The organism is Bordetella saccharivorans, assembly GCF_045862855.1.
Taxonomy (GTDB): domain Bacteria; phylum Pseudomonadota; class Gammaproteobacteria; order Burkholderiales; family Burkholderiaceae_B; genus Bordetella_A; species Bordetella_A petrii_F.
On the sequence record NZ_BAAFZO010000001.1, the window covers coordinates 4,594,768 to 4,617,668 of the forward strand.

The window sequence follows — 22,901 nt, forward strand, 5'->3', positions numbered from 1 at the left end:
CGGACGCCGCCCGTTCAGGCTGCGTCCGCGGCTTCGCCCAGGTAGGCGGCGCGCACTTTCGGGTCGGTCAGCAGTTCCCGCGCCGGGCCGGACAGTGTCAACTCGCCCGACTCCATCACGTAGCCGCGATGGCTGTGCTCGAGCGCCAGCCTGGCGTTCTGCTCGATCAACAGAATGGTGACTCCCTCGGCGGCGATGGCGCGCACTACCTCGAAGACCTTTTCCACCATCAGCGGCGCCAGCCCCATGGAGGGTTCATCGAGCAGCAGCAGCCGCGGCCGCGCGATCATCGCCCGTCCCATGGCCACCATTTGCTGCTCGCCGCCCGACAGCGTGCCGGCGGCTTGCCGGCGGCGCTCGGCCAGGCGCGGGAACAGCGTGAAGACGCGCTCGGTATCCTGGCGCACCTGCGCGGCATCGCGCCGCACGTAGGCGCCCATGGCGAGGTTTTCCTCGATGGTCAGCTGCCCGAAGATGCCGCGGCCCTCCGGCACCATCACCAGGCCGCGCCGCACCAGCTCGAACGACTTGCGGCCGTTGATCGACTGGCCGTCGTAGACCACGTCGCCGCCAGCCAGCGGCACCAGGCCGCAGATGGCGCGCAGGGTGGTGCTCTTGCCCGCGCCATTGGCGCCGATCAGGCAGACCAGTTCACCGGGATCGACGCGCAGGTCGATGCCGCGCACCGCGCGGATCCCGCCATAGGCCACTTCCAGCCCGCGCAGTTCCAGTAAGGGTCGGGATGCGCTCATGATGCCGTCTGCTCCGATGATTGGGCGGGCGCATCGTGGGCCGCGCCCGCGCCCAGGTAGGCTTCGATCACCTTGGGATCGCGCTGCACCTGGGCCGGCTTGCCCATGGCCAGCACCTTACCGTATTCCAGCACCAGCACGCGGTCGCACAGCCCCATGACCAGCTTCATGTCGTGCTCGATCAGCAGCACGGTGATGCCGTCGCGGCGGATCTTTTCGATCAGCTGGCGCAGCACCACGGTTTCCGAGGCGTTCATGCCGGCGGCCGGCTCGTCCAGCGCCAGCAGCTTGGGCTCGGTGGCCAGCGCCCGGGCGATTTCCAGCCGCCGCTGATCGCCATACGACAGCGAGCGCGCCACGTCGTTGGCGCGCGCGCCGATGCCCACATAGTCCAGCAGTTCGTGGGCGCGCCGCTCGATGGCGGCCTCTTCGGCGCGGGCGGCGCGAGTCCGCAGCACCGCGCCCAGCACGCCGGCGCGGGTGCGCGCGTGGCGGCCGATCATGACATTCTCGATGGCGCTCAGGTTGGCGAACAGCCGGATGTTCTGGAAGGTGCGTGCCAGCCCCCCCTGCGCCACTTCATGCGGCTTGCGGCCGGTGAGCGGCGCGCCGTTGAACGTGCAGCGCCCTTCTTCCGGGATATAGAGGCCGGTCAGCACGTTGAACAGCGTGGTCTTGCCCGCGCCGTTCGGGCCGATCAGGCCGTAGATCTCGCCCGCGCGGATGTCGAAGCTGACCTCGGACAGCGCACGCAGGCCGCCGAACCGCTTGCCCAGGCCTTCTGCTTGCAGGATGACGCTCATGCCTGGCCTCCCGCGGTGCCCGCCAGTTCGCGCTTGCGCACGGCCGATGGCCACAGGCCGGCCGGGCGGTACAGCATCACGCAGACCATCGCCAGGCCGAACAGCAGCATGCGAATGCCTTCGGGATCGAGCACGACTTCGCCGAACACCAGCCGCTGCAGCGGTTCCACGACGGCGCGCAGGAACTCCGGCAAGGCCGCCAGGATGATCGCGCCCAGGATCACGCCGGGAATGTGCCCCATGCCGCCCAGCACCACCATGCACAGCACCGAGATCGACTCGGTCAGGCTGAAGCTCTCGGGGCTGACGAAACCCTGCATGGCGGCGAACAGCGCGCCGGCCACGCCGCCGAACGAAGCGCCCATGGCGAACGCCAGCAGCTTGATGTTGCGCGTATTGATGCCCATGGCCTTGGCGGCGATCTCGTCCTCGCGGATCGCCTCCCAGGCGCGGCCGATGCGCGAGTTCTGCAGGCGCACGCAGACCAGCACGATCAGCAGCGTGATGGCCAGCAACAGGTAGTAGTATTTTTCCGGACCGGTCACGCGCATGCCCAGCAGCGTCTCGCTGCGGCCGAACATGAACTCGCCGACCTTGAAGCCGTCGATGCGGTTGATGCCCTGCGGCCCATTGGTGATGTTGACGGGCGCGTTGAGGTTGTTGAGGAAAATGCGGATGATCTCGCCGAACCCCAGGGTGACGATGGCCAGGTAGTCGCCGCGCAGCTTCAGCGTGGGCGCGCCCAGCAGCACGCCGAACACGCAGGCCAGCCCCAGGCTGATCGGCAGGATCGCCCAGAACGGCAGGTGCAGGTCGAAGTGCGGCGACGCCAGCAATGCCCAGGCATAGGCGCCCACCGCATAGAACGCGATGTAGCCCAGGTCCAGCAGGCCGGCGAAACCCACCACGATGTTCAGGCCCAGCGCCAGCATCACATACAGCAGCGCGAAATTCAGGATGCGCACCCAGCTCTGCCCCGCCATGCCCAGCACGAACGGCAGCACCGCCAGCGCCACGCCGATCAGCACGATGCCCAGCAGGTTGCGGCGCGACAGGCCGGTTTTTTTCAGGGCGCCGCTCATGCCCGGTCTCCCACGCGCTCGCCCAGCAGGCCCGAGGGACGGAAGATCAGCACCAGCACCAGCACGATGAACGCGAAGACGTCCTGGTAGTGGCTGCCCAGGAACCCGCCGGTCAGGTCGCCGATGTAGCCCGCCCCCAGCGATTCGATGATGCCCAGCAACAGGCCGCCGGCCATGGCGCCGACCAGGTTGCCGATGCCGCCCAGCACGGCGGCGGTGAAGGCCTTCAGCCCCAGCATGAAGCCCATGGTGTACTGCGCCACGCCGTAATAAGTGGTGACCATCATGCCGGCCACCGCCGCCAGCGCCGACCCGATCAGGAAGGCGGCCGAGATCACGGTATTGATGTTCACCCCCATCAGGCCGGCCACCTCGCGGTTCTGCGCGGTGGCCCGCATGGCGGTGCCCAGGCGCGTCTTGTGCACCACGGCCAGCAGCGCGCCCATGATGAGCGCGGCGATCAACACGATCGCCAGCTGCAGCGTGCTCATGCGCGCGCCGCCCAGCTCGAAGACCTGCGGCTGCAGCACTTGGGGGAAATTCAGGTAATTGCGGCCCCAGACCATCATGGCGATGTTCTGCAGGATGATCGACACCCCGATGGCCGTGATCAGCGCGGCCAGCCGCGGCGCGCGGCGCAATGGGCGGTAGGCCACGCGCTCGGCGGTCCAGCCCACCGCCATGCACAGCGGCACCGAGACCAGCAGGCCGGCCGCCAGCACGGCGAAGGCCGAGACCGACGGGTCGCCGCCCACCATGGCCGCGGCGACCATGGTGGCCGCCATGGCGCCGATCATGACGACGTCGCCATGCGCGAAATTGATGAGGCCGATGATGCCGTACACCATCGTGTAGCCCAGCGCGACCAGCGCATAGACGCTGCCCAGCGTCAGGCCGTTGATGAGTTGCTGTATGAAGATATCCATAGGGGCTCGGAGCCTGCGATGTGCTCGCTGAGGGGAAAGCCGCGCCACGCGGGCGCAAGGGCCGCGCGCGACGCTGGTGCTGCGGTGCGGCCGCGACGCGCGCCCGCGGGTGCGGGCCGGCCGCTCAGTTGGCCTGGCTGACCATGGTCTCGACCATTTCCCACTTGCCGTTCTTGACTTCGTAGATGGTGACCGAGATTTCCTTGAGGTCGCCCTTGGCGTCGTAGGCGATATGCTCGCTGGTGGCGCCCTTGCGCTCCAGCTTGGCCAGCTTGGGCAGGTAGTCTTCCGGGTCCGCGGAACCGGCCTGCTCGATCGCCGTGATCATGTTCCAGGCGCCGTCGTAGGCGTACGGCGCATACACGCCGGGCGCCTTCTTGAAGCGGGCCTCGTAGCGCTGGGCGAAGTCCTTGCCGGCCGCCATTTTCTCCAGCGGCACGCCCGCCAGCGACGCATAGGTGCCGTCGGCGGCATCGCCGGCCAGCTTGATGAAGGTGTCGCTGCGGGTCATCTCGCCCGAGACCAGCGGTGCCTTCAGGCCCAGCCGCACCAGCTGGCGCTTCATGGGACCGGACTGCGCGTCCAGGCCGCCGTAGAAGATCGCGTCGGGTCCGGCGGCCTTGATGTTGGTCAGGATGGACGTGAAGTCATTGGCCTTGTCGGTGGTGTACTCCCGGCGCACGATCTCGCCGCCGGCCTTCTTGACCGCCTTCTCGACCTCGTCGGCCAGGCCCTGGCCATAGGCGGTGCGGTCGTCGATGATGGCGACCTTCTTGGCCTTGAGGTTCTCGACGATGAACTGGCCGACCGCCGCGCCTTGCTGCGTGTCGCTGGTCATCATGCGGAACGTGGTGTCGTAGCCCTGGTTGGTGTATTCAGGCGAAGTCGCCATGGCGATCTGCGGCAGGCCGGCCTCGTTGTACACCCGCGAAGCCGGGATGGTGGTGCCCGAATTGAAATGGCCCAGGATGCCGTCGACATCCTCGTCCACCAGTTGCTGCGCCACCTGCACGGCGGTGCGCGGGTCGGCCTGGTCGTCGCGCGAGACCAGCACGAACTTGGCGACTTCGCCGTCGACCTTGATGCCCTTCTTGTTGGCTTCTTCGAGCGCCATGGTCAGGCCGTTCTGCATGTCCTCGCCATAGTGCGACTGCGGACCGGTCAGCGGCGCGGCAAAACCCAGCTTGATTTCTTCGGCCTGGACGGCGCCGGCCAGGCAGGCGGCGGCCAGGGCGGCCAGCAAGGCCGGGCGGGAAAATGCGGCTTTCATGTAAACCCTCCTGTGTGAATGGGGTGGCAAACCAGGACACGCCGCCGCTTGTGGCGCGGGAGTCCTTTATGAATCGGAATATTAATGTCAACGACCGGCCGGCCGGCGCCAGCCGAGCGGCGCGGCCCCCGGGGCTACCGCAGGCCGGAAAAGTTGCACCGGATTTTCGGCCAGGTGCAACCCCGTGCGCTATTGGCGATAACCCGGTACAACCCGGTTGCTACAGGGCCGCCTTGAAGGACTTGTTCCAGTAGTCCAGGAAACTGGCCTTGGACTCGACCAACGGCTTGAGGTCATAGGGGTGGATGCGCTCCAGCTCCGCGTCGGTGAAACCCACCCGCTTCTGCAGGTCGGGCGGCAGGCTGGCGTTGCGCACCGTGGGCGCATAGCCCATGGCGCGGGCGAAATGCACCTGGCCGGCCGGGTCCAGCATGGCATTCAGGTATTGCCAGGCCGCCTCGTCGTTGCGGGCGTTGCGCGCCACGGCGGCCTCGAACGTCACCGGAATGGCGCCTTCCTTGGGGATCACGAAGCCCAGCGGCAGGCCGGCGTCCTGCCACTGCAGCGCGCGCGCCTTCCACATGACGGCCATCCAGATCTCGCCGGACTTGAACGCCGCCGCCACGGCCTCGTTGGAAGGATAAATGCGCGGCGCGTTCTGCTTGAGCCGGTCCAGGAATTTCTTGCCGGGCTCGAAGCTGTCGGCACGCTTGGCGCCGCCCACGAACAGGCCGTTGTACAAGTAGAGAATGTCGGAAAAGCCGGTGCGGCCCTTGAAGGCCGGGTCCAGCATCACCTCGAGCGAATCCGGCGGCGTGGGGAATTTCTCGGTGTTGTACACCAGGGTCATCGCGCTGAAGATGTGCGGGATGGAGTACGGCGTCTTGAACTGGTCGTACACCTGCGCCAGGTTCGGCACGCGCTTGGGGTCCACGTCCGCCAGCGTGTTCGAGCGCGCCGCGTCGAACATGTCGACCTCGCCCAGCAGCGCCACATCCATGCTGCCGCGCCGCGAATTGCGCTCGGCGCGCAACTTGGTCACCCGCGGCACCGCATTGCCGGTGTCGAACACCACGTCGATGCCCTGCTTCTCCAGCAGCGGCGAGATGAATTGCTGCAGCAGGCGCTGGTAATCGCCGCCCCAGGTGCCCACCACCACTTTCGACTCGGCCGCGCCGGCCAGCCCGGGCACGAGCGGCAGCGCCGGGGCCAGCGCCAGGCCGGAGGCGGTCTTCAGGAAGCTGCGTCGGTTCAATCCGCTTGGTTTCATGATTTCCCTCTTTTGTAGTGGTCAACAGGCGGGTTCCTGTTGTTCAATGCTGACGGCGCGCCGCATGGCGCCATGCCGCCTGGCTCGTCCGGGCAACATCCTGGCTGCGTGGGTTGCATCGGGGCATTCTCGATTCGGCGATACCTCAGGAATATTGGCGGAAACCCGCAAGCGCGGGCGGCGTGGCGCCGGCCGGCGCCAGCGCCACCGGCGCGTCTGGGCCGAACGCGGCCGCCAGCTCGGTGGGATCGATGTCGCGTGCGATCACGACCACGGCTTCCTGGACGTCGGCCAGCCGCGCCATGCGGCGCGGCACACCATAGGTCGTGCCCACCCCCTGCACCAGGATCGGCTCGGCACAATCGGTCACGCGCAACAGCGCCTTCACCCGCAGCAGGCGTTCGCCGCAATAGCCGGCCAAGTCGTCCAGCCACTGCGCGACGTCGTCCCAGGCCACCGGCGCGCGCGCCTGCCCGGCCAGCACGCTGATGCGCGGGTGGCGCTGCGCCGCGCCGGCCGAGGCCGCCAGCGCCTGCGCCGCCAGGCCGGCGGCCGGCTCGCCGGCGACGCCCTCGAATACCTGGCGCAGCATGCCGGCGCGCCCGGCGCCGCCGACCACCTCGGCCAGCGGGTTGAACGCGGCGGCGCGCCGCTGCTGCGCCTGCAGCGCCTGCGGCTCGACCAGGTCGGTCTTGGTCAGCACGATGCGATGAGCTGCCGCCAATTGCGCGGCCGCCTCGTCGAAATGGCGCTCATGGGCGCCGGCCAGGCAGTCGTACGTCGAGACCACCGCCAGCCGCGGCTGGAACGCCGCCAGGACCGGATCGGCCAGCGACGCGATGATGGGGCCGGGGCGGGACAGGCCGCTGGTCTCCAGCACGATGCGCCGCAGCGGCCCGCGCCCCGGCGGGCGCGGCGCGTCCAGCAGCGCGGTCACAGTGTCCACCAACCCGCTGCGCAGCGAGCAGCACACGCAGCCGTTGGACAGCATCAGCATGGGCGCCTGGCTGCCGGCGTCGGCCACGATCGCGCCGTCAATGCCGATCTCGCCGGCCTCGTTCACAATGACCCCGGTCTCGCCGGCCTGGTCCTGCCGCAAATAATCCACCAGCAGCGTGGTCTTGCCGCTGCCCAGGAAGCCAGACAGGATGATCAGGTCAACGGACATGGGGCGGACGCCGCGATTCATCGCCGGCCCAGCTGTCGCGCACCATGGCGCGCACATCGGCCAACAGCTGCCCGGTGTCGTAGACGATGCCCGACTTGATGGTGTACTGCAGCGAGCGCCGCCATTCGACCTGGCCATTGGCGTCGTTCAGGCGCATGGCGCCAGTGCCGTACAGCAGCTTGAAATCCTGCAGCGGGTTCTGGTCGTGCACCAGCAGGTCGGCGCGCTTGCCTACGTCCACCGAACCAGTGTCCTCGTCCAGGCCCATGAGCTCGGCGCCCAGCGAGGTGGCGGCGCGCAGCACCTCCAGCGGATGGAAGCCGGCTTCCTGCAGCAATTCCAGTTCGCGCACCAGCCCGAAACCGTAGATCTGGAAGATGAAGCCTGAATCGCTGCCGGCGCAGACCCGGCCGCCCAGGTTCTTGTATTCGTTGATGAACTGCATCCACAACCGGTAATTCTGCTTCCACTCGATCTCGTTGGTGGTGCTCCAGCGATACCAGTAGGCGCCGTGGCCGCCGCGCTGCGGCTGGAAATACTTCCAGACCGCGTTCCAGGTGTATTCGTCGTGCCAGTCGGCGCGCCGCGCCCGCATCAGGTCGCGGTTCGCGTCGTAGATGTTGAAGGTGGGCACGAAGGTGTGTCCCAGCTCCAGGAACTGCTCCATGACCTCGCGCCACTTGGCGCTGCCGGGCTGGGCGGCCTGCATGAAGGTCTGCCCCGCGAGCGCGAAGCGGTAGTATTCATCGCCGTAGTTGTAGTCGGTCGGGAAATCCTGCACCACGCGGTTCTCGAACAACGCCTCGGGCAGGCCGTAATAGTGCTCGGAACTGGTCAGACCCCAGCGGGCCGATTTCAGCGCGTTGACGCGCGTCACCGCCATCTGCGCGTGATGGCAGCCCGAGCGCAGGCCATGCTTGGCCGCTTCGTCCAGCGCCGCCTGCATCAAGGCCGGCGCCGCGCCGAAGAACTTGATGCCGTCGGCGCCGCGCGCATGGATGTTGCGCACCCACTCGCGCGCCTGGTCCGGCGTGTGGATGGTCTTGACGCGGTCGTTGACGGCCGGGAACACCACGTGCGAAACGATGCGCGGCGCGGCGATCTCGTTGCGCTCGGCCAGCGCACGTTGCTGCAACACCCAGCCCAGGCCGTTCATGGCGCCCATCTCGCGCACCGTGGTCACCCCGTGGGCCAGCCACAGCTTGTAGATGTAGTCGGCCGGCGGCACCTCGCCGCTCATCGCATGGTAAGGCGTGCCGATGTGCGCATGCGAGTCGATCAGCCCGGGCGTGATGAACTTGCCGTGGCAATCGATCTCGTGTTCGCCCGCCGGCGGGCGGCGGTCCGGGTTGATCGGCTTGCCGGGCGTGCCCACCGCTGCCAGCGCGGCGATGCGCCCGTCCTCGACCACGATGTCGACCGGCCCCCAGGGCGGCGCGCCGGTGCCGTCGATCACGGTGGCGCCGCGCAAGACCAGCCGCTTGAACGGCCCCGCGCCGCGGTCGCGCCGCGTGGCGGCCGCGGGCGGGTGCCAGCCCTTGGCCGCGTTGACATCGCGCGATTCTTCGCCGGGTTCACTGTGGGCAAAGGGGTTGTCGAGCGCCATGGCGAAGTCCTTGGAGTGAAGTGGGGAATCAGCCGATCGACATCAGGCTGGCATTGCCGCCGGCCGCGGCCGTGTTCACGCTGATCGAGCGCTCCGTCACCAGTTGCTCGAGCGCATAGGCGGCGCCGGCCGCCAGGGCGTCCGGGGTCAGCCCCTGCACCGCCAGGATCGGGCCGCCACGGGCGGCGATGCGCTGATTCCATGCGCGCAACGCATCGCCATCGCCTTCGAACAGGACCGCATGGAACACGGCCTCGTCGACCGCGCCGTCGGCCAGCAAGCTCGCCCCCGCCGCCGCGTCGCCCACGCCCGCCTGCCAGGCACGGGCGGCCGGCGTGTCGAGGAACAACGCCGCATTGCCGGTGGCTTGCACGGCGGCCCATTGCGCCCGCGCGCCCGCCTCGGTGGCCGCCACGCACAGCACCGTGCCGCGCGGCTGCAGCCGATAGCTGTTCTGCTCGCCGGTCGGGCCGGGCAAGGTGAAAGTGCGCGGCAAGGGGCCGGCGCCATCGACCCCGGGCGGCAGGCCGGCCGGGCGCGTGGCCAGCAACCGGTACAGGTACAGGGGCCCGCCCGCCTTGGGGCCAGTGCCCGAGAGGCCCTCGCCACCGAAGGGCTGCACGCCTACCACCGCGCCGACGATGTTGCGGTTGACGTACATATTGCCCGCATGGACGCGCTCGGTGACGTGGCCGATGGTCTCGTCGATGCGGCTGTGCACGCCGAAGGTGAGCCCGTAGCCGGTGGCGTTGACCTGGTCCAGCACCTGGTCCAGGTCCTCGCGGCGATAGCGCAGCACGTGCAGCACCGGCCCGAACACTTCGCGCGTCAGCTCCTCCATGCGGTCGATCTCGATCAGCGTGGGCGGCACGAACGTGCCGTGGCGGCACTGCGGCCCGAGCTCGACCTGGTCGACGCGATGGCCCGCGGCGCGCATGGCCTCGATATGCCGCAGAATGCCGTCGCGCGCCCCGGCGTCGATGACCGGGCCCACATCGGTGGAAAGCCGGTCCGGGTTGCCGACGCCGAGCTCGCGCATCGCCCCGCGCAGCATGTGCAGCACGTGATCGGCGCTGTCCTCCTGCAAGCACAGCACCCGCAGGGCCGAGCAGCGCTGGCCGGCGGAGTCGTAGGCGGAGTTGAGCACATCGAACACGACCTGCTCGGCCAGGGCCGAGGAATCGACGATCATCGCGTTCTGCCCGCCGGTCTCGGCGATCAGGGGGATGGTGTGGCCACGGTCGTCCAGGCGGCCGGCCAGGGTGCGCGCGATCAGGCGCGCCACATCGGTGGAGCCGGTGAACATCACCCCGTCGATCTCCGCGCTGCCCACCAGTTGCGCGCCCACCGTCTCGCCGCGTCCCGGCAGCAGCTGCACCGCGCCGTCGGGCACGCCGGCCGCGCGCAGCACCTGCACCGCCTGCGCGGCGATCAGGCTGGTCTGCTCGGCCGGCTTGGCGATCACGGTGTTGCCGGCGACCAGCGCGGCCGCCACCTGGCCGGTGAAGATCGCCATGGGGAAATTCCACGGGCTGATGCACAGTACGGTGCCGAGCGGACGATGGGTGTCGTTGCCGAACTCGCGCTCGGCCTGGTCAGCGTAATAGCGCAGGAAGTCGACGGCCTCGCGCACTTCCGCTATGGCATTGGGCAGCGACTTGCCGGCTTCGCGCACGATCAGGCCGAGCAGCGTCTGCATCCGCTCTTCCAGCATCTGGGCGGCGCGGCGCAGGCATTGCGCGCGCTCGGCGACCGGCGTGGAATGCCAGATCGGCGCGGTGTTCGCCGCCGCGCGCAGCGCCAGCTCCACCTCGTGCGGCTGCGTCTCGATGACATGGCCGACCACGTCGCGGTGATCGGCGGGATTGCGCACCTCGAGCGCCCGCGCGGGGTCCCAGGCGCCGTCGCCTTCGCCCAGCATGGGCGCCGCCTGCCATGGCGTGGCGGCGCTGGCCAGCAGCGCCGCAGCCAGCGAGCCCAGCCGGTGTTCGTTGGTGAGATCCAGGCCGGCCGAATTGAGGCGCGCGCCGCTGCCAGGCGGGCCATACAGCTCGCGCGGCAGCGGGATCTTCTCGTGCGGCGCGCCCAGCGGCGTGATCCGCAAGGCCACTTCGACCGGGTCGGCCACCAGCTCGTCGACCGGAATATCCTCGTCGCCGATCAGGTTCACGAACGACGTGTTGGCACCATTCTCGAGCAGGCGCCGCACCAGGTACGCCAGCAGCGTCTCGTGGGTGCCGACCGGCGCGTAGATGCGGCACGGCCGGTTCAGCTTGCCTTGCGCGAGCGGCCCCACCACCTCCTCGTACAGGGGCTCGCCCATGCCGTGCAGGCATTGGAATTCGTACTGGCCGGGGTAATAATTCTGGCCGGCCAAGTGATACACCGCCGCCAGGGTATATGCATTGTGGGTGGCGAATTGCGGATAGACAGCCTCCGGCGCGGCCAGCAGCTTGCGCGCGCACGCCAGGTACGCGACGTCGGTATAGACCTTGCGCGTATAGACGGGATAGCCCTCCAGGCCGTCGAGCTGGGCCTGCTTGATTTCGCTGTCCCAGTAGGCGCCCTTGACCAGGCGCACCATCACGCGGTGGCGGCTGCGGCGCGCCAGGTCGATGACATAGTCGATCACGAACGGCGCGCGCTTCTGGTAGGCCTGCACGACGAAGCCGATGCCGTTCCAGCCCTCCAGCCCGGGCTCGAAGCACAGCGATTCGAGCAAGTCCAGCGAGATCTCCAGCCGGTCGGCTTCCTCGGCGTCGATATTCAGGCCGACATCGTAGCTGCGCGCCAGCACCGCCAGGGCCTTGACGCGCGGCAGCAGCTCTTCCATGACGCGCTCGCGCTGCGCCCGCGCATACGTGGGATGCAGCGCCGACAGCTTGATGGAAATGCCCGGCCCTTCATAGATGCCGCGTCCCGCGGCCGCCTTGCCGATGGCGTGGATGGCCTGCTCGTACGACGCGTAGTAGCGCTCGGCGTCCTCGCTCGTCGTGGCCGCCTCGCCCAGCATGTCGTAGGAATAGCGAAAGCCGCGGGCCTCCAGCTTGCGGTTGTTGGCCAGCGCCTCGGAAATGGACTGGCCCGACACGAATTGTTCGCCCATCATGCGCATGGCCAGGTTGACGCCCTTGCGCACCAGCGGCTCGCCGCCCTTGCCGATCAGGCGGGTCAGCGCCCGGGACAACGACTGCTCGCTATTGACCGCGACCAGTTTGCCGGTCAGCATCAGCCCCCAGGTGGCGGCGTTGACGAACAGCGACTGCGAGCCGCCCATGTGCGAACGCCAGTCGCCGCGCGCGATCTTGTCGCGGATCAGCGCATCGCGCGTCGCGCGGTCCGGGATGCGCAGCAAGGCTTCGGCCAGGCACATCAGCGCCACGCCTTCCTGGCTGGAAAGCGAGAACTCCTGGATCAGTCCCTCCACCCCGCCGCCGCCGCGCTTCTCGCGCAGCGTCTGCACCAGGCGCGCGGCCATGGCGTGGATTTTCTCCGGACTGGGCATGCGCGCCTGCCCCAGCAGCAAAGGCACGCATTCGGGCTCCGGGCGCCGGTAGGCGGCGGTGATCGCCGCGCGCAGCACCGACTGGGGCTGCACGTCCTGCCCGAACTCGAAGAACGGCGGCGTCGGGTTCGGCGGGCTGGACTCGGCGTCGTCGTCGTCCGCTTCCTCCTGCGACAAGTGCGAGATTTCCGCTGGCAGCTGGCCGCGCTCGATTCTGTCGAGATAAGCCAGGAGCGCCTGTTTGTGCAGCCAGTGCGGCGTGCAGTTCAGTTGCCGCGCGGCGGCCTTCAGGCGATCGCGCAAGGTGTCGTCCACCTTGACGCCCAGTGTCGTACTGGCCATGATGAATTCAAGTCCTCAGTTCATTGTGAAAAATCTTGCCGTCCTTCATGACCAGCGGGATGCGTTCCCCCTGGCCCAGCAGGCAGGCGACGTCCTGGTACGGGTTGCCGTCGACCACCAGCACATCGGCGTGCGCGCCCGGCACCAGCCGGCCCAGCCGGTCCTCCATGCGCAGCACCTCGGCCGCGATGGTGGTGGCGCCCTGGATCACCTCATAGGGCGACAGTACCTGCGTGCGGATGCGGAACTCGTCGCTCTGCAGCCGCTGCGACGGCCCCAGCAGGTCGGAGCCAAAACCCATCTTGACGCCGGCATGCTTGTAGATTTCCAGCGAATGCAGGCCGGCATTGCGCACGGTGGCGATCTTGGCCACGCTGTCCGGCGGCAGCCCGTATTCGGCGCCCTCGTTGGCCAGCGCCTCGTAGGTCACCAGCGTGGGCACCACATAGGCGCCCTTCTGCGCCATGAAGGCCGCCACCCGCTCGTCGACCAGGTTGCCGTGCTCGATAGTGCGCACCCCCAGCCGGACGGCGCGCTCGATGGCCTCGGCCGTATACGAGTGCGCCATCACGTAAGTCTGGCGGCCGGCCGCCTCCTCGACGATGACGCGGATCTCGTCCTCGGAATAGCCGAACGAGGCAATCGGGTCAGTGGGCGAGGCCACCCCGCCCGATGCCATCATCTTGATCTGGTCGGCGCCCATCTGCAATTCCTGGCGCACCGCCTTGCGCACATCCTCGATGCCGTCGGCCACCCGGCCGATGTAGCCGGCGCGGAAACAGCAGCCGCACGGCTCCATCGAAGACAAATGATCCGAGCGCGGGCGCGGATCGCCGTGCCCGCCGGTCTGGCTGAGCGCATGGCCGGAAATGAACAGGCGCGGTCCCGCCACCACGCCCTCTTCCACCGCGCACTTCAGGCCCCAGCCCGCCCCGCCGGCATCGCGCACGGTGGTGAAGCCGCGCCGCAGCATGCCGGCCATGATGGGCACCGCCCGCATCATGACCAGCGCGTCCGGCAACACCCCCTGCGTACTGAGGTTGAGCTGGGTCGCCATGACATGCGCATGCAAGTCGATCAGGCCCGGCATCAGGGTCTTGCCCGCCACGTCGATGACCTGCGCCGACGAGGCCTGCAGTGGCCGGTCGGAGACCTCCTTGACCCGGCCGTCCTCCACCAGCACGTGAAAGCCTTCCTGCAGCTCGGGGTTGGCGGGATCGAGCAGCGTGGCATTCTTGAACAAGACCGCGGTCATTGGCATACCTCCATGAAGAGAGTGTCACGCGCCCATCGTCTTGACATAGCGGCGATGGATCATCCAGTTCGACAACAGCGCCATGATCAGCGTGACGCAGACCAGCACCAGGGCCAGCGCCGCGCCGAACGGCCAGTTCGAGGCGCGCGCGATCTGGTCGTAGAGGGCCGGCGCCATCATGGTCAGCCCGGTGCCTCCCAGCAGCACCGGGGTGGCATAGGCATTCATGCAGAGGATGAACACCAGCAGCGTGCCCGCCGCTACGCCGGGCGCGGCGATCGGCAGCACGATGCGGCGGAAGGTGGTGAAGAAATCGGCGCCAAGGTTCTGGGCCGCCTCTTCGACCGAGAAGTCCATGCCCTCCAGCACGCTCTGCAGGGTCAGGATCATGTACGGCATCACCACGGCGGTCATGCCGATCACCACCGCCGTGGGCGTGTACATGAGCTGCACCGGCTGGTCGACCCAGCCCAGGCCCACCAGCACCGCGTTGATCACGCCGGCGTTGCCGAGCGCGACCATCCAGCCGGCCGCGCGCACCACGTTGCCGACCATCAGGGGAAACACCAGCAAGATGATGAACAGGCTCTTGTAGCGGCTCTGCGTCCTGGCCAGGAAATAAGCCACCGGGAAGCCCAGCACCAGCGCCAGCAGGGTGCACAGGCCCGCCACCCACAGGGTGGTGAAGAGCACGTCGCGATAGTAGGGGTCGGACAGGAACCTGGCGTAGTTCTCCAGCGACAGCCCGGTCTGCATCATTTCGACCGGATCGAAATGATTGAAGCTGTAGCGGAACAGTTGCAGGATCGGCACCATGATGATCAGCAGCACGACCAGCGACGCCGGGAACGCCAGCGTCGCGCCGAACAGCCCGCCACGCCGCCCGTCACGGGGAACCGGATTCATGGCGGCGTCCGTCATTGCGAGAACAGCACGCAATCGGCCGGCGCGAAGCAAGCATGGACGCGCGCGCCCTGCTCCAGCGGCACATCGCGCGCGGCGCCGTTGACCACGCGGCTGCTGATGGCCTCGCCGCTGTCGAGCCGCACCCGCACCTCCAGCATGGAGCCCAGGTAGACGGTGGATTCGATGGTGCCGGCCAGCGCATTGGCGGCCGCCGCGTCGCGAGCCAGGCACACGCGCTCCGGCCGCACACCAAGATGCCGCGCGCCCTCGCCCACGCCTTCGGCCAGGATCTCGTCGCCCTGCTCGGTGCGGAAGCGGCCGCCGCCCGCCGGCCCGCCGCGGAAAAAATTCATCTTGCCCAGGAAGTCCGCCACGAACAGGTTGGCCGGCTTGGCATACAGCTCTTCAGGCGCGCCCAGTTGCTGCACCTTGCCGTCGTGCATGATGGCCATGCGGTCGGCCATTGCCAGCGCTTCCTCCTGGTCGTGGGTGACGAAAATCGTGGTCAGCCCCAGGCGCTGCTGCAGGGCGCGGATTTCCTCGCGCACCTCCAGGCGCAGCTTGGCGTCCAGGTTTGACAGCGGCTCGTCGAGCAGGAACACCTTGGGTTCGATGGCCAGCGCGCGGGCAATGGCCACGCGCTGCTGTTGCCCGCCCGACAATTGGCGCGGATAACGGTCGCGCAGCTCGGTCATGCGCACCATGTCCAGCACGCGGCGGATGCGGCCGTCGCGTTCGGCCGCCGGGACCTTGTGCATCTCCAGCCCGAACGACACATTCTCGGCCACCGTCATGTGCGGGAACAGCGCATAGCGCTGGAACACCATGCCGGTGCCGCGCCGATGCACCGGCAGCGCCGTCACATCGGTGTCGCCGATGCGGACAGTACCGGCGGTTGGCATGATGAAGCCCGCGATCATGCGCAGCGTCGTGGTCTTGCCGCATCCGCTGGGGCCCAGGAACGCGACCAGCTCGCCGTCGGCGATCTCCAGCGAGAAATCCGCCACCGCCACCGACGCCCCGAACTGCTTCTTCAGGTTTTCCAGCACGACCTTGGCCATTTTCTATACCACCTGACTGAGTTTGACGTAGCGGTCGGTCACCAGCATGATCACCCCCAACAACAGGATCTGCACCGACGACACCGCGGCAATGGTCGGGTCCAGGGTGAACTCCAGGTACTGCATGATCGCGATGGGCAGCGTGGTGCTGCCCGGCCCCACCAGCGACAGCGACAGCTCCAGGTTCTCGAACGACACGATGAAGCTGAACAGCGCCGCGGCCACGATGGCGGGCCGCAGCATCGGCAGGGTGACGCGCAGGAACGCCTGCCGGCCGTTGGCGCCCAGGTTGCGCGCGGCCTCCTCGATGGACGGGTCCAGCCCCTGCATGCTGGCCGAGACCAGCCGCACCGTCCAGGGAATGGTCAGGCACACGTGCGCGATCACCAGCCCGCCGTAGGTGCCGACGATATCGGTGTCCAGCAGGTTCTCGGCACGCAAGTAGAACAGGTAGATCGCGATGCCGGCCACGATGCCGGGGATCAGCAGCGGCGACAGCAGCAAGGTGTTGACCCATTGCCGGCCGGCATAGCGGTAGCGGATGATGCCCAGCGCCGCGAGCACGCCCATGGCCACGCCGCAGCACGCAGCCAGCAGGGCCACCTGCAGGCTGAAGATGAAGCCGTCGGCGAAGGCCTGGTTTTCCCAGGCCTTCACATACCACGACAGGGTATAGCCCGAGGGCGGGAAATAGAGGATGGCATCCTCGAAGAAGCTCAGCCACACCACGAAGAACAGCGGGCACAGCATGAAGCCGTACATCAGCGCCACGAACAGCCGGTGCAGCCAGCGCGCCAGCGGCCAGCGGCGCGCCCGCACCGGCGACTGGCGGATGCCCGCAACGCCCGGGCCAATGGAGTGGCTAGCCAAGTTGGTTTCCTCGTATCGGTCGTGCCTGCCGGCGGGCCCGCGCCCGGGCACCCGAAATACTAAGGAAGATGCAACCCGCTTTGAATTGTGGTTAACCTTTACGGGTTTACCCTGTCATTTGGTACAACCCGCCAGTTGCACCTCTGCGCCCGGCGGACTTGCCTCGCGGCCGCCCGCCTGGATGGCGCTGGCCATGGTGGCCCCCAGCAAGGCGATGGCGCGCTGCTGGGCCTGTACCAGCGATGACACGCCTACGCCGGCGCCCACCGGGACCGTCACGATGCTGCGGCACGCCAGGGTGCTGGCGCCCGCCAAATGCAAGGGCCGCACGCGCCAGGTGGCGTCGATGCGGGCCGGTCCGCCTTCGATCATGTCGAACCGCTGGACGTCCGCCTGCACGCGCCAGACCGGCGCACCCTCGGCCGGCTTGATGGTGCGCACGTCCAGGGTACCCAGGCTGCGCGTCAGCGTATCGGACAAGGCGGCGCCGATCTCGTCGGCCAGCGGCGCGCTCCAGCGGTCGGAATACAGGGGCGTCAGCGATCCGGCGTCGTTGCGCAGCATGATCTGCGGCTGGTCCGCCTGCATGGGAACCGACACGGGCGCCACCTCGATCAGGTAATTGGCATGCCGGGTGCCGGCCGCCGCGTCGAGCGGCGCCTGCAGCGTGTGGTACCGGGCCGGTGGCGAGCCGCCGCAGCCCGCCAGCGCCGCGCCGAGCGCCAGTGAAGACAGGAGAAGCGGGAGGCGTCGTGTGGACATGGATCAGTTCCTGGTAGTGCCGATGACTGGATCGTCCGCGCGGCCGCGGATCAACGCTTCGGGGTTGGCCTGCAGGTAGTCGGCCAGCGCGCGCAGCGAGCGCGCCGCCCGGCCCAGCTCCTGCATGGCGCTCTCGGCGTTGACCGGCAAGGCGGCGTCGTTGGCCAGCAGCGCGTTGATGTTGTCCAGCGACTTGCGCGCCGCGCGCAGCGTTTCCCGCGCCTCGGGCGCCACCGTCTTGTCCAGGCTGGCCATCAGGCGCGAGGTGCTGGACAGCGTGGTGCGCAGGTCGCGTCCGATCTGGTCGAAGGGAATCTTGTCGATCTTGTCGACGATGTTGGTGATCTGCTGCTGCAGCTGTTCGAGGTTGCCCGGAATGGTCGGGATCATGACCGGATCCGACATGTGGAATTCGACTGGCTTGGCTTTCGGGAAGTGCTCGAGCACGATGTAGAGCTGGCCCGTCAGCAGGTTGGAGGTGCGCAGCTGGGCGCGCAGGCCGTATTTGATCATCGCCCCCAGCAGGCGCCCGCCGGCCGGATCGCCCGCCTCTTCGGAACGCGCCCGCACGCGGTCGTAGACCGGCCCCAGCCGTTCGGGATAGAGCACCGCGTCGACCATCGCATAGAAGCGCTTCTTGTCGTTGTCGAAATCGATCGAGATGCGCGAGACTTCGCCCAGGGCGATGCCCTGGAAGTCGATCGTGGCGCCCACCGCAAGGCCGCGCACCGACTGGTCGAAGCGCATGCGGATCGGGAACGGCTCGCCGTCCGGGTTGGCCTTGGCTTCGGCCTCGCTCGCGTAGAGCTGGAATTCGCTGCGGGCGGCCGCCGGGTCGTTGTCGTTCAGGTTGACCGGCGCGAACGCCACGCCGCCCAGGGCCAGCGACACCAGCGACTGGGTATGCAGCTTCAACCCGCTGCCGTCGACCGACAGGTCGATGCCGCTGGCATTCCAGAAGCGCGCGCCTTCCGTGACGAACTTGTCGTTGGGCGCATCGATGAAGACGTCGACATTGACTGCCTCGCCGCTCTGGTCGAGCTCGTAGCCGATGACCCGCCCCACCGTGATGCGGCGGAAATACACCGGCGAACCGATGTCCAGCGACCCCAGGTCGTGTGCCTTGAGGGTGAAGCGCTTGCCGTCGCGGTCGTGCGTGACGGGCGGCGGTGTTTCCAGCCCCTCGAACTCGAACTTGGTGGCCGTGGTCGTGGCGCCCGCCCCGTCGGGCGCGTCCACGCCGATATAGGCGCCCGACAACAATGTGCCCAGGCCTGACACGCCGCTCAGGCCCAGGCGCGGGCGCACCACCCAGAAATTGGTGTCGTCGGCAGCTAGCCCGGCGGCCTCCTTGGCCAGCCGGGCTCGCACCAGCACCTTGGAACGATCCTCGTTGAAATGGATGTTCTCGACCGTGCCCACCACGACATCCTTGTAGCGGACTTGCGTCTTGCCGACTTCCAGGCCCTCGGCGGTCTTGAAGGAAATCGTCACTTCAGGCCCGGCCTGGACCCAGGTGCGCACCACCAGCGACAGGCCGGCCAGCGCGGCCACCACCGGCACCAGCCAGATCCAGGAAATGCGGCGTTGCTTCTTGCGGTTCACTTCCGGAGCGTCGATGCCCTGGTCGGGCGGCGGAGTCTGCTCGGCCATGCGGGTGGTCCTTAGTTTTCTTGTGGAGCGGCGTGCGGCCGGGACGCGGCATCGGCGAGGCCCGGGCCGGGCGCCGCCGCGTCATGCCGTGATTCGAGGTCCCAGGCCTGCCGCGGGTCGAAGCTCATGGCCGCCAGCATGGTGAGGATGACCACCATGCCGAAGGCGCCCGCCGCCGGTCCGGCGGAAATTTCCATCAGCGCGCCGAAATGCGCCAGCGCCGACAACAATATCACCACGAAGACGTCCAGCATGGACCATTGGCCGATGAATTCGATCATTTCGTACATGCGGGTACGCTGGCGCAAACTGAAACGGCTGCGCCGCTGCAGGGCGATCGCCAGGGCGCCGAGCGCGAGTATCTTGGTCAACGGCACCACGATGCTGGCCACGAAGACGATCAGGGCGATGTCCCACGAGCCGGTGCGCCAGAGATCGACCACCCCGCCCAGGATGGTATGGCCGCTGTCGCCGAAGAATACCGACCGGATGTACATGATGGGCAGTACGTTGGCGGGCACATACAGCACCGCGGCGGCCAGCAGCAGGGCCCAGGTGCGGCCCAGCGCGTTCGGCTTGCGGTGGTGGACGATGGCGTGGCAACGCACGCAATGGTGCGCGGCGCCCTCCTCTGCGTGCGCCGGCAGCGCCTGCACCTGGCCGCACACGTGGCAGCCGGCGAGGACCTGGCCAGGCCGGCGCCGCGGCACGTGTGCCGGCACCACGCCGTTTTCTTCGGCGTAGCGCCATATGGCATGGGGCGAAAGGCGATCCAGCATGGTGAGCAGCACCGTGAGCGCGCCAAAGGCGTACAGGCCGATGTCGGGCTTCACGGCCGCCATGCCCGCCAGCTTCACGACCGACACCACGACGCCCAGCAGGAATACCGGCACCATGCACCAGGGCCGCAACAGGCCCAGCAGGCGCATCGCCGACCGCAGCCCGCGGGGCTCCCGTCCGTGCGCCAGCGGCGCCAGCACCCACAGCAGCACGCACAATTGCAGCAGCGGCAGCGCAAACCCTGCCATCCCGGTCATGATGGCGGCCGCCGCATAGCCCTGTTGCCAGGTCATGCCGACGGCGTCGAGCAGCGAGGCGCGGCTGGTCATGCCCTGCACGGACATGCTGATGACGGGATACGCGTTGGCCGCGATGAAGACGATCAGCGCGGCCAGCGCGAGCGCCAGCCACGCCGACAGGTTCAGGCTGCTATAGCGCCACAGGATGGTGCCGCAGCGAGCGCAGGAAGCCGTCTCCCCAGGCTGCAATTCGTGCCGGCGGAAAACACTGGCGCAGTGCTCGCACGAAATCAGGGGCTGAGGGCTCAAGATCAATCGACCAGTTCGACTTCCTGTTTGTCGGGTGCGCCGGAACCGGACGGCTTGCCGGCGCCGTCGAACGTGAGACTGACCTTGCCCGCCTCGTCGAGATCGACCGTGACCGTCCCGCCGTCGGCCAGCTTGCCGAACAGTAGTTCGTCGGCCAGCGCCCGGCGGATGGTGTCCTGGATGAGGCGCTGCATGGGACGCGCGCCCATCAGCGGGTCGAAGCCTTCCTTGGCGAGATGTTCGCGCAGGGCGTCGGTGAAGACGGCCTCGACGCGGCGCTCGTGCAGTTGGTCTTCGAGCTGCATCAGGAACTTGTCCACCACGCGCAGGATGATCTCGCGCGACAGCGGCGCGAACGGGATGATCGCGTCGAGCCGGTTGCGGAACTCGGGCGTGAACATGCGGCGGATCTCGGCCATCTCGTCGCCCACGACGCGGCTGTTGGAAAAACCGATGGCCGGCCGGTTGAGCGTTTCGGCGCCCGCGTTGGTCGTCATGATGATGATGACGTTGCGGAAGTCGGCCTTGCGCCCGTTGTTGTCGGTCAGCGTGCCGTGGTCCATGACCTGCAGCAGGATGTTGAACACGTCCGGGTGCGCTTTCTCGATTTCATCGAGCAGCAGCACGCAGTGCGGCTGCTTGGTGATGGCCTCGGTCAGCAGCCCGCCCTGGTCGAAGCCCACGTAGCCGGGCGGCGCGCCGATCAGGCGCGACACCGCGTGGCGTTCCATGTATTCGGACATGTCGAAGCGCAGCAGCTCGACGCCCATGGTGAACGCCAGCTGGCGCGCCACTTCGGTCTTGCCCACGCCGGTCGGGCCCGAGAACAGGAACGAGCCGATCGGGCGATCGGGCTTGCCCAGGCCCGAGCGGGCCATCTTGATGGCGGCCGACAGGGCCTCGATGGCGGTGTCCTGGCCGAACACGACGGTCTTGAGGTCGCGGTCGAGCGTGGCCAGCTTGCTGCGGTCGTCGTTGGAGACCGACTGCGGCGGGATGCGCGCGATTTTCGAGACGATGTTCTCGATGTCGATCTTGCCGATGACTTTCTTCTGGCGCGAGCGCGGCAGCAGGCGTTGCGCCGCCCCGGCTTCGTCGATGACGTCGATGGCCTTGTCGGGCAGGTGCCGGTCGTTGATGTAGCGCGCCGAGAGTTCGGCCGCGGCGCTCAGGGCGGCAGCCGAATAGCGCACGTTGTGATGCTCTTCGAAGCGGCTCTTCAGGCCGCGCAGAATCTGCACGGTCTGTTCGACGCTGGGCTCGGAGACATCGATTTTCTGGAAGCGCCGCGACAACGCGTGGTCTTTCTCGAAGACGCCGCGGAATTCGGTGTAGGTGGTGGCGCCGATGCACTTGAGCTGGCCGGAGGACAGCGCCGGCTTGAGCAGGTTGGACGCGTCGAGCGTGCCGCCCGAGGCCGAGCCCGCGCCGATCAGGGTGTGGATCTCGTCGATGAACAGGATGGCATCGGGATTGCCGCGGATCTGCTTGAGCACGCCCTTGAGGCGCTGTTCGAAATCGCCCCGGTACTTGGTGCCGGCCAGCAGCGCGCCCATGTCGAGCGCGTATACGTGCGCGGCCTGGAGGATCTCGGGCACTTCGCCGCGGGTGATGCGCCAGGCCAGGCCCTCGGCGATGGCGGTCTTGCCGACGCCGGCCTCGCCGACCAGCAGCGGATTGTTCTTGCGGCGCCGGCACAGGACCTGGATGACGCGCTCGACCTCGTGCTCGCGGCCGATCAGCGGATCGATGCGGCCAGCCAGCGCGGCCGCGTTGAGGTCGTTGGCGTACTGGTCGAGCGGCGATTGGCGCGCCTCGGCGGATTCCTCCATGCCGGGCTGCTCCTTGGGCGCGGCGGCGGATTCTTCCTGCGGCTGCTTGGTGATGCCGTGTGACAGGAAATTGACGACGTCCAGCCGCGTGACGCCCTGTTGTTGCAGGTAGTACACGGCGTGGGAGTCCTTCTCGCCGAAAATGGCCACCAGCACGTTGGCGCCGGTGACCGGCTTCTTGCCGGTGCCGCCGGCCGACACGTGCATGATGGCGCGCTGGATCACGCGCTGGAAGCCCAGCGTGGGCTGGGTGTCGACTTCGGCGCCCGTGGGTATGACCGGCGTGTTCTCGGACACGAACTGACGCAGGTTACGGCGCAAGTCATCCAGATTGGCGGCGCAGGCGCGCAGGACTTCCACGGCCGACGCGTTGTCGAGCAGCGACAAAAGCAGGTGCTCGACGGTAATGAATTCATGCCGGGCCGAGCGGGCCTCGACAAAAGCCATGTGCAGGCTGACTTCAAGCTCTTGGGAAATCACGCTTCCTCCGTAACGCATCGAAGCGGTCGA

Annotated in this window: 17 protein-coding genes; all 17 read right to left on the reverse strand. The window is 68.0% G+C overall.

The genetic code is table 11. The features are described from left to right. Window positions 1-14: 14 nt before the first annotated feature. The 17 genes from ACKTT0_RS22025 to clpA all read right to left on the reverse strand — a co-directional run bounded on the left by ACKTT0_RS22025 (window position 15) and on the right by clpA (window position 22,889). On the reverse strand, window positions 15-752 hold the full coding sequence (locus ACKTT0_RS22025; protein ID WP_407851892.1) for an ABC transporter ATP-binding protein: 738 nt from the start codon (window positions 750-752) through the stop codon (window positions 15-17). Beyond that, the gene (locus ACKTT0_RS22030) at window positions 749-1,555 is read right to left on the reverse strand and encodes an ABC transporter ATP-binding protein (RefSeq protein ID WP_407851893.1); all 807 of its coding nucleotides are present in this window, start codon (window positions 1,553-1,555) and stop codon (window positions 749-751) included. The genes ACKTT0_RS22025 and ACKTT0_RS22030 overlap by 4 nt, the downstream gene beginning before the upstream one ends. Next, complete coding sequence (locus ACKTT0_RS22035) at window positions 1,552-2,637, reverse strand: ABC transporter permease subunit (protein ID WP_407851894.1); 1,086 nt, start codon at window positions 2,635-2,637, stop codon at window positions 1,552-1,554. The genes ACKTT0_RS22030 and ACKTT0_RS22035 overlap by 4 nt, the downstream gene beginning before the upstream one ends. After that, the gene (locus tag ACKTT0_RS22040) at window positions 2,634-3,563 is read right to left on the reverse strand and encodes a branched-chain amino acid ABC transporter permease (RefSeq protein WP_407851895.1); all 930 of its coding nucleotides are present in this window, start codon (window positions 3,561-3,563) and stop codon (window positions 2,634-2,636) included. The genes ACKTT0_RS22035 and ACKTT0_RS22040 overlap by 4 nt, the downstream gene beginning before the upstream one ends. Before the next feature lie 124 nt (window positions 3,564-3,687). Next, window positions 3,688-4,833 (reverse strand): branched-chain amino acid ABC transporter substrate-binding protein, encoded by a 1,146-nt coding sequence (locus ACKTT0_RS22045; protein WP_407851896.1) that lies wholly within the window; start codon window positions 4,831-4,833, stop codon window positions 3,688-3,690. Between the two features lie 220 nt (window positions 4,834-5,053). Continuing rightward, window positions 5,054-6,103, reverse strand: coding sequence for an ABC transporter substrate-binding protein (locus ACKTT0_RS22050; protein ID WP_407851897.1), 1,050 nt, complete (start codon window positions 6,101-6,103; stop codon window positions 5,054-5,056). 145 nt (window positions 6,104-6,248) lie between these two features. Beyond that, window positions 6,249-7,271 carry a CobW family GTP-binding protein gene (locus tag ACKTT0_RS22055; RefSeq protein ID WP_407851898.1) on the reverse strand — a complete coding sequence of 341 codons (1,023 nt, stop codon included), beginning with the start codon at window positions 7,269-7,271 and terminating at the stop codon, window positions 6,249-6,251. Then, the gene (locus ACKTT0_RS22060; protein ID WP_407851899.1) at window positions 7,261-8,877 is read right to left on the reverse strand and encodes an amidohydrolase family protein; all 1,617 of its coding nucleotides are present in this window, start codon (window positions 8,875-8,877) and stop codon (window positions 7,261-7,263) included. Before ACKTT0_RS22060 ends, ACKTT0_RS22055 begins: the two co-directional genes overlap by 11 nt. 28 nt (window positions 8,878-8,905) lie before the next feature. After that, the gene (putA, locus tag ACKTT0_RS22065) at window positions 8,906-12,724 is read right to left on the reverse strand and encodes a trifunctional transcriptional regulator/proline dehydrogenase/L-glutamate gamma-semialdehyde dehydrogenase (protein WP_407851900.1); all 3,819 of its coding nucleotides are present in this window, start codon (window positions 12,722-12,724) and stop codon (window positions 8,906-8,908) included. A gap of 7 nt (window positions 12,725-12,731) precedes the next feature. Continuing rightward, entirely contained in the window at window positions 12,732-13,979 is a 1,248-nt protein-coding gene (locus ACKTT0_RS22070) for a metal-dependent hydrolase family protein (protein ID WP_407851901.1), read from the reverse strand. Between the two features lie 24 nt (window positions 13,980-14,003). Further along, the gene (locus tag ACKTT0_RS22075) at window positions 14,004-14,885 is read right to left on the reverse strand and encodes an ABC transporter permease (RefSeq protein ID WP_407851902.1); all 882 of its coding nucleotides are present in this window, start codon (window positions 14,883-14,885) and stop codon (window positions 14,004-14,006) included. A gap of 11 nt (window positions 14,886-14,896) precedes the next feature. After that, entirely contained in the window at window positions 14,897-15,946 is a 1,050-nt protein-coding gene (locus ACKTT0_RS22080) for an ABC transporter ATP-binding protein (RefSeq protein WP_407851903.1), read from the reverse strand. Between the two features lie 3 nt (window positions 15,947-15,949). Next, window positions 15,950-16,708, reverse strand: coding sequence for an ABC transporter permease (locus ACKTT0_RS22085; protein WP_407852480.1), 759 nt, complete (start codon window positions 16,706-16,708; stop codon window positions 15,950-15,952). Window positions 16,709-16,930: 222 nt separating this feature from the next. Continuing rightward, on the reverse strand, window positions 16,931-17,578 hold the full coding sequence (locus ACKTT0_RS22090; protein ID WP_407851904.1) for a PqiC family protein: 648 nt from the start codon (window positions 17,576-17,578) through the stop codon (window positions 16,931-16,933). A gap of 3 nt (window positions 17,579-17,581) precedes the next feature. After that, on the reverse strand, window positions 17,582-19,231 hold the full coding sequence (locus tag ACKTT0_RS22095; protein WP_407851905.1) for a PqiB family protein: 1,650 nt from the start codon (window positions 19,229-19,231) through the stop codon (window positions 17,582-17,584). An 11-nt stretch (window positions 19,232-19,242) separates the two neighbouring features. Beyond that, window positions 19,243-20,559: a paraquat-inducible protein A gene (locus tag ACKTT0_RS22100; protein WP_407851906.1), complete on the reverse strand. Its 1,317-nt coding sequence runs from the start codon at window positions 20,557-20,559 to the stop codon at window positions 19,243-19,245. Between the two features lie 2 nt (window positions 20,560-20,561). Beyond that, on the reverse strand, window positions 20,562-22,889 hold the full coding sequence (gene clpA / locus ACKTT0_RS22105; protein WP_407851907.1) for an ATP-dependent Clp protease ATP-binding subunit ClpA: 2,328 nt from the start codon (window positions 22,887-22,889) through the stop codon (window positions 20,562-20,564). Between the last annotated feature and the right edge of the window lie 12 nt (window positions 22,890-22,901).

What these genes read in the sequence shown, in the direction of transcription:
- ACKTT0_RS22025 (WP_407851892.1), bottom strand. Translation starts at nt 752, where the DNA reads ATGAGCGCATCCCGACCCTTACTGGAACTGCGCGGGCTGGAAGTGGCC.
- ACKTT0_RS22030 (WP_407851893.1), bottom strand. Translation starts at nt 1,555, where the DNA reads ATGAGCGTCATCCTGCAAGCAGAAGGCCTGGGCAAGCGGTTCGGCGGC.
- ACKTT0_RS22035 (WP_407851894.1), bottom strand. Translation starts at nt 2,637, where the DNA reads ATGAGCGGCGCCCTGAAAAAAACCGGCCTGTCGCGCCGCAACCTGCTG.
- ACKTT0_RS22040 (WP_407851895.1), bottom strand. Translation starts at nt 3,563, where the DNA reads ATGGATATCTTCATACAGCAACTCATCAACGGCCTGACGCTGGGCAGC.
- ACKTT0_RS22045 (WP_407851896.1), bottom strand. Translation starts at nt 4,833, where the DNA reads ATGAAAGCCGCATTTTCCCGCCCGGCCTTGCTGGCCGCCCTGGCCGCC.
- ACKTT0_RS22050 (WP_407851897.1), bottom strand. Translation starts at nt 6,103, where the DNA reads ATGAAACCAAGCGGATTGAACCGACGCAGCTTCCTGAAGACCGCCTCC.
- ACKTT0_RS22055 (WP_407851898.1), bottom strand. Translation starts at nt 7,271, where the DNA reads ATGTCCGTTGACCTGATCATCCTGTCTGGCTTCCTGGGCAGCGGCAAG.
- ACKTT0_RS22060 (WP_407851899.1), bottom strand. Translation starts at nt 8,877, where the DNA reads ATGGCGCTCGACAACCCCTTTGCCCACAGTGAACCCGGCGAAGAATCG.
- putA (WP_407851900.1), bottom strand. Translation starts at nt 12,724, where the DNA reads ATGGCCAGTACGACACTGGGCGTCAAGGTGGACGACACCTTGCGCGAT.
- ACKTT0_RS22070 (WP_407851901.1), bottom strand. Translation starts at nt 13,979, where the DNA reads ATGACCGCGGTCTTGTTCAAGAATGCCACGCTGCTCGATCCCGCCAAC.
- ACKTT0_RS22075 (WP_407851902.1), bottom strand. Translation starts at nt 14,885, where the DNA reads ATGAATCCGGTTCCCCGTGACGGGCGGCGTGGCGGGCTGTTCGGCGCG.
- ACKTT0_RS22080 (WP_407851903.1), bottom strand. Translation starts at nt 15,946, where the DNA reads ATGGCCAAGGTCGTGCTGGAAAACCTGAAGAAGCAGTTCGGGGCGTCG.
- ACKTT0_RS22085 (WP_407852480.1), bottom strand. Translation starts at nt 16,708, where the DNA reads ATGTACGGCTTCATGCTGTGCCCGCTGTTCTTCGTGGTGTGGCTGAGC.
- ACKTT0_RS22090 (WP_407851904.1), bottom strand. Translation starts at nt 17,578, where the DNA reads ATGTCCACACGACGCCTCCCGCTTCTCCTGTCTTCACTGGCGCTCGGC.
- ACKTT0_RS22095 (WP_407851905.1), bottom strand. Translation starts at nt 19,231, where the DNA reads ATGGCCGAGCAGACTCCGCCGCCCGACCAGGGCATCGACGCTCCGGAA.
- clpA (WP_407851907.1), bottom strand. Translation starts at nt 22,889, where the DNA reads ATGCGTTACGGAGGAAGCGTGATTTCCCAAGAGCTTGAAGTCAGCCTG.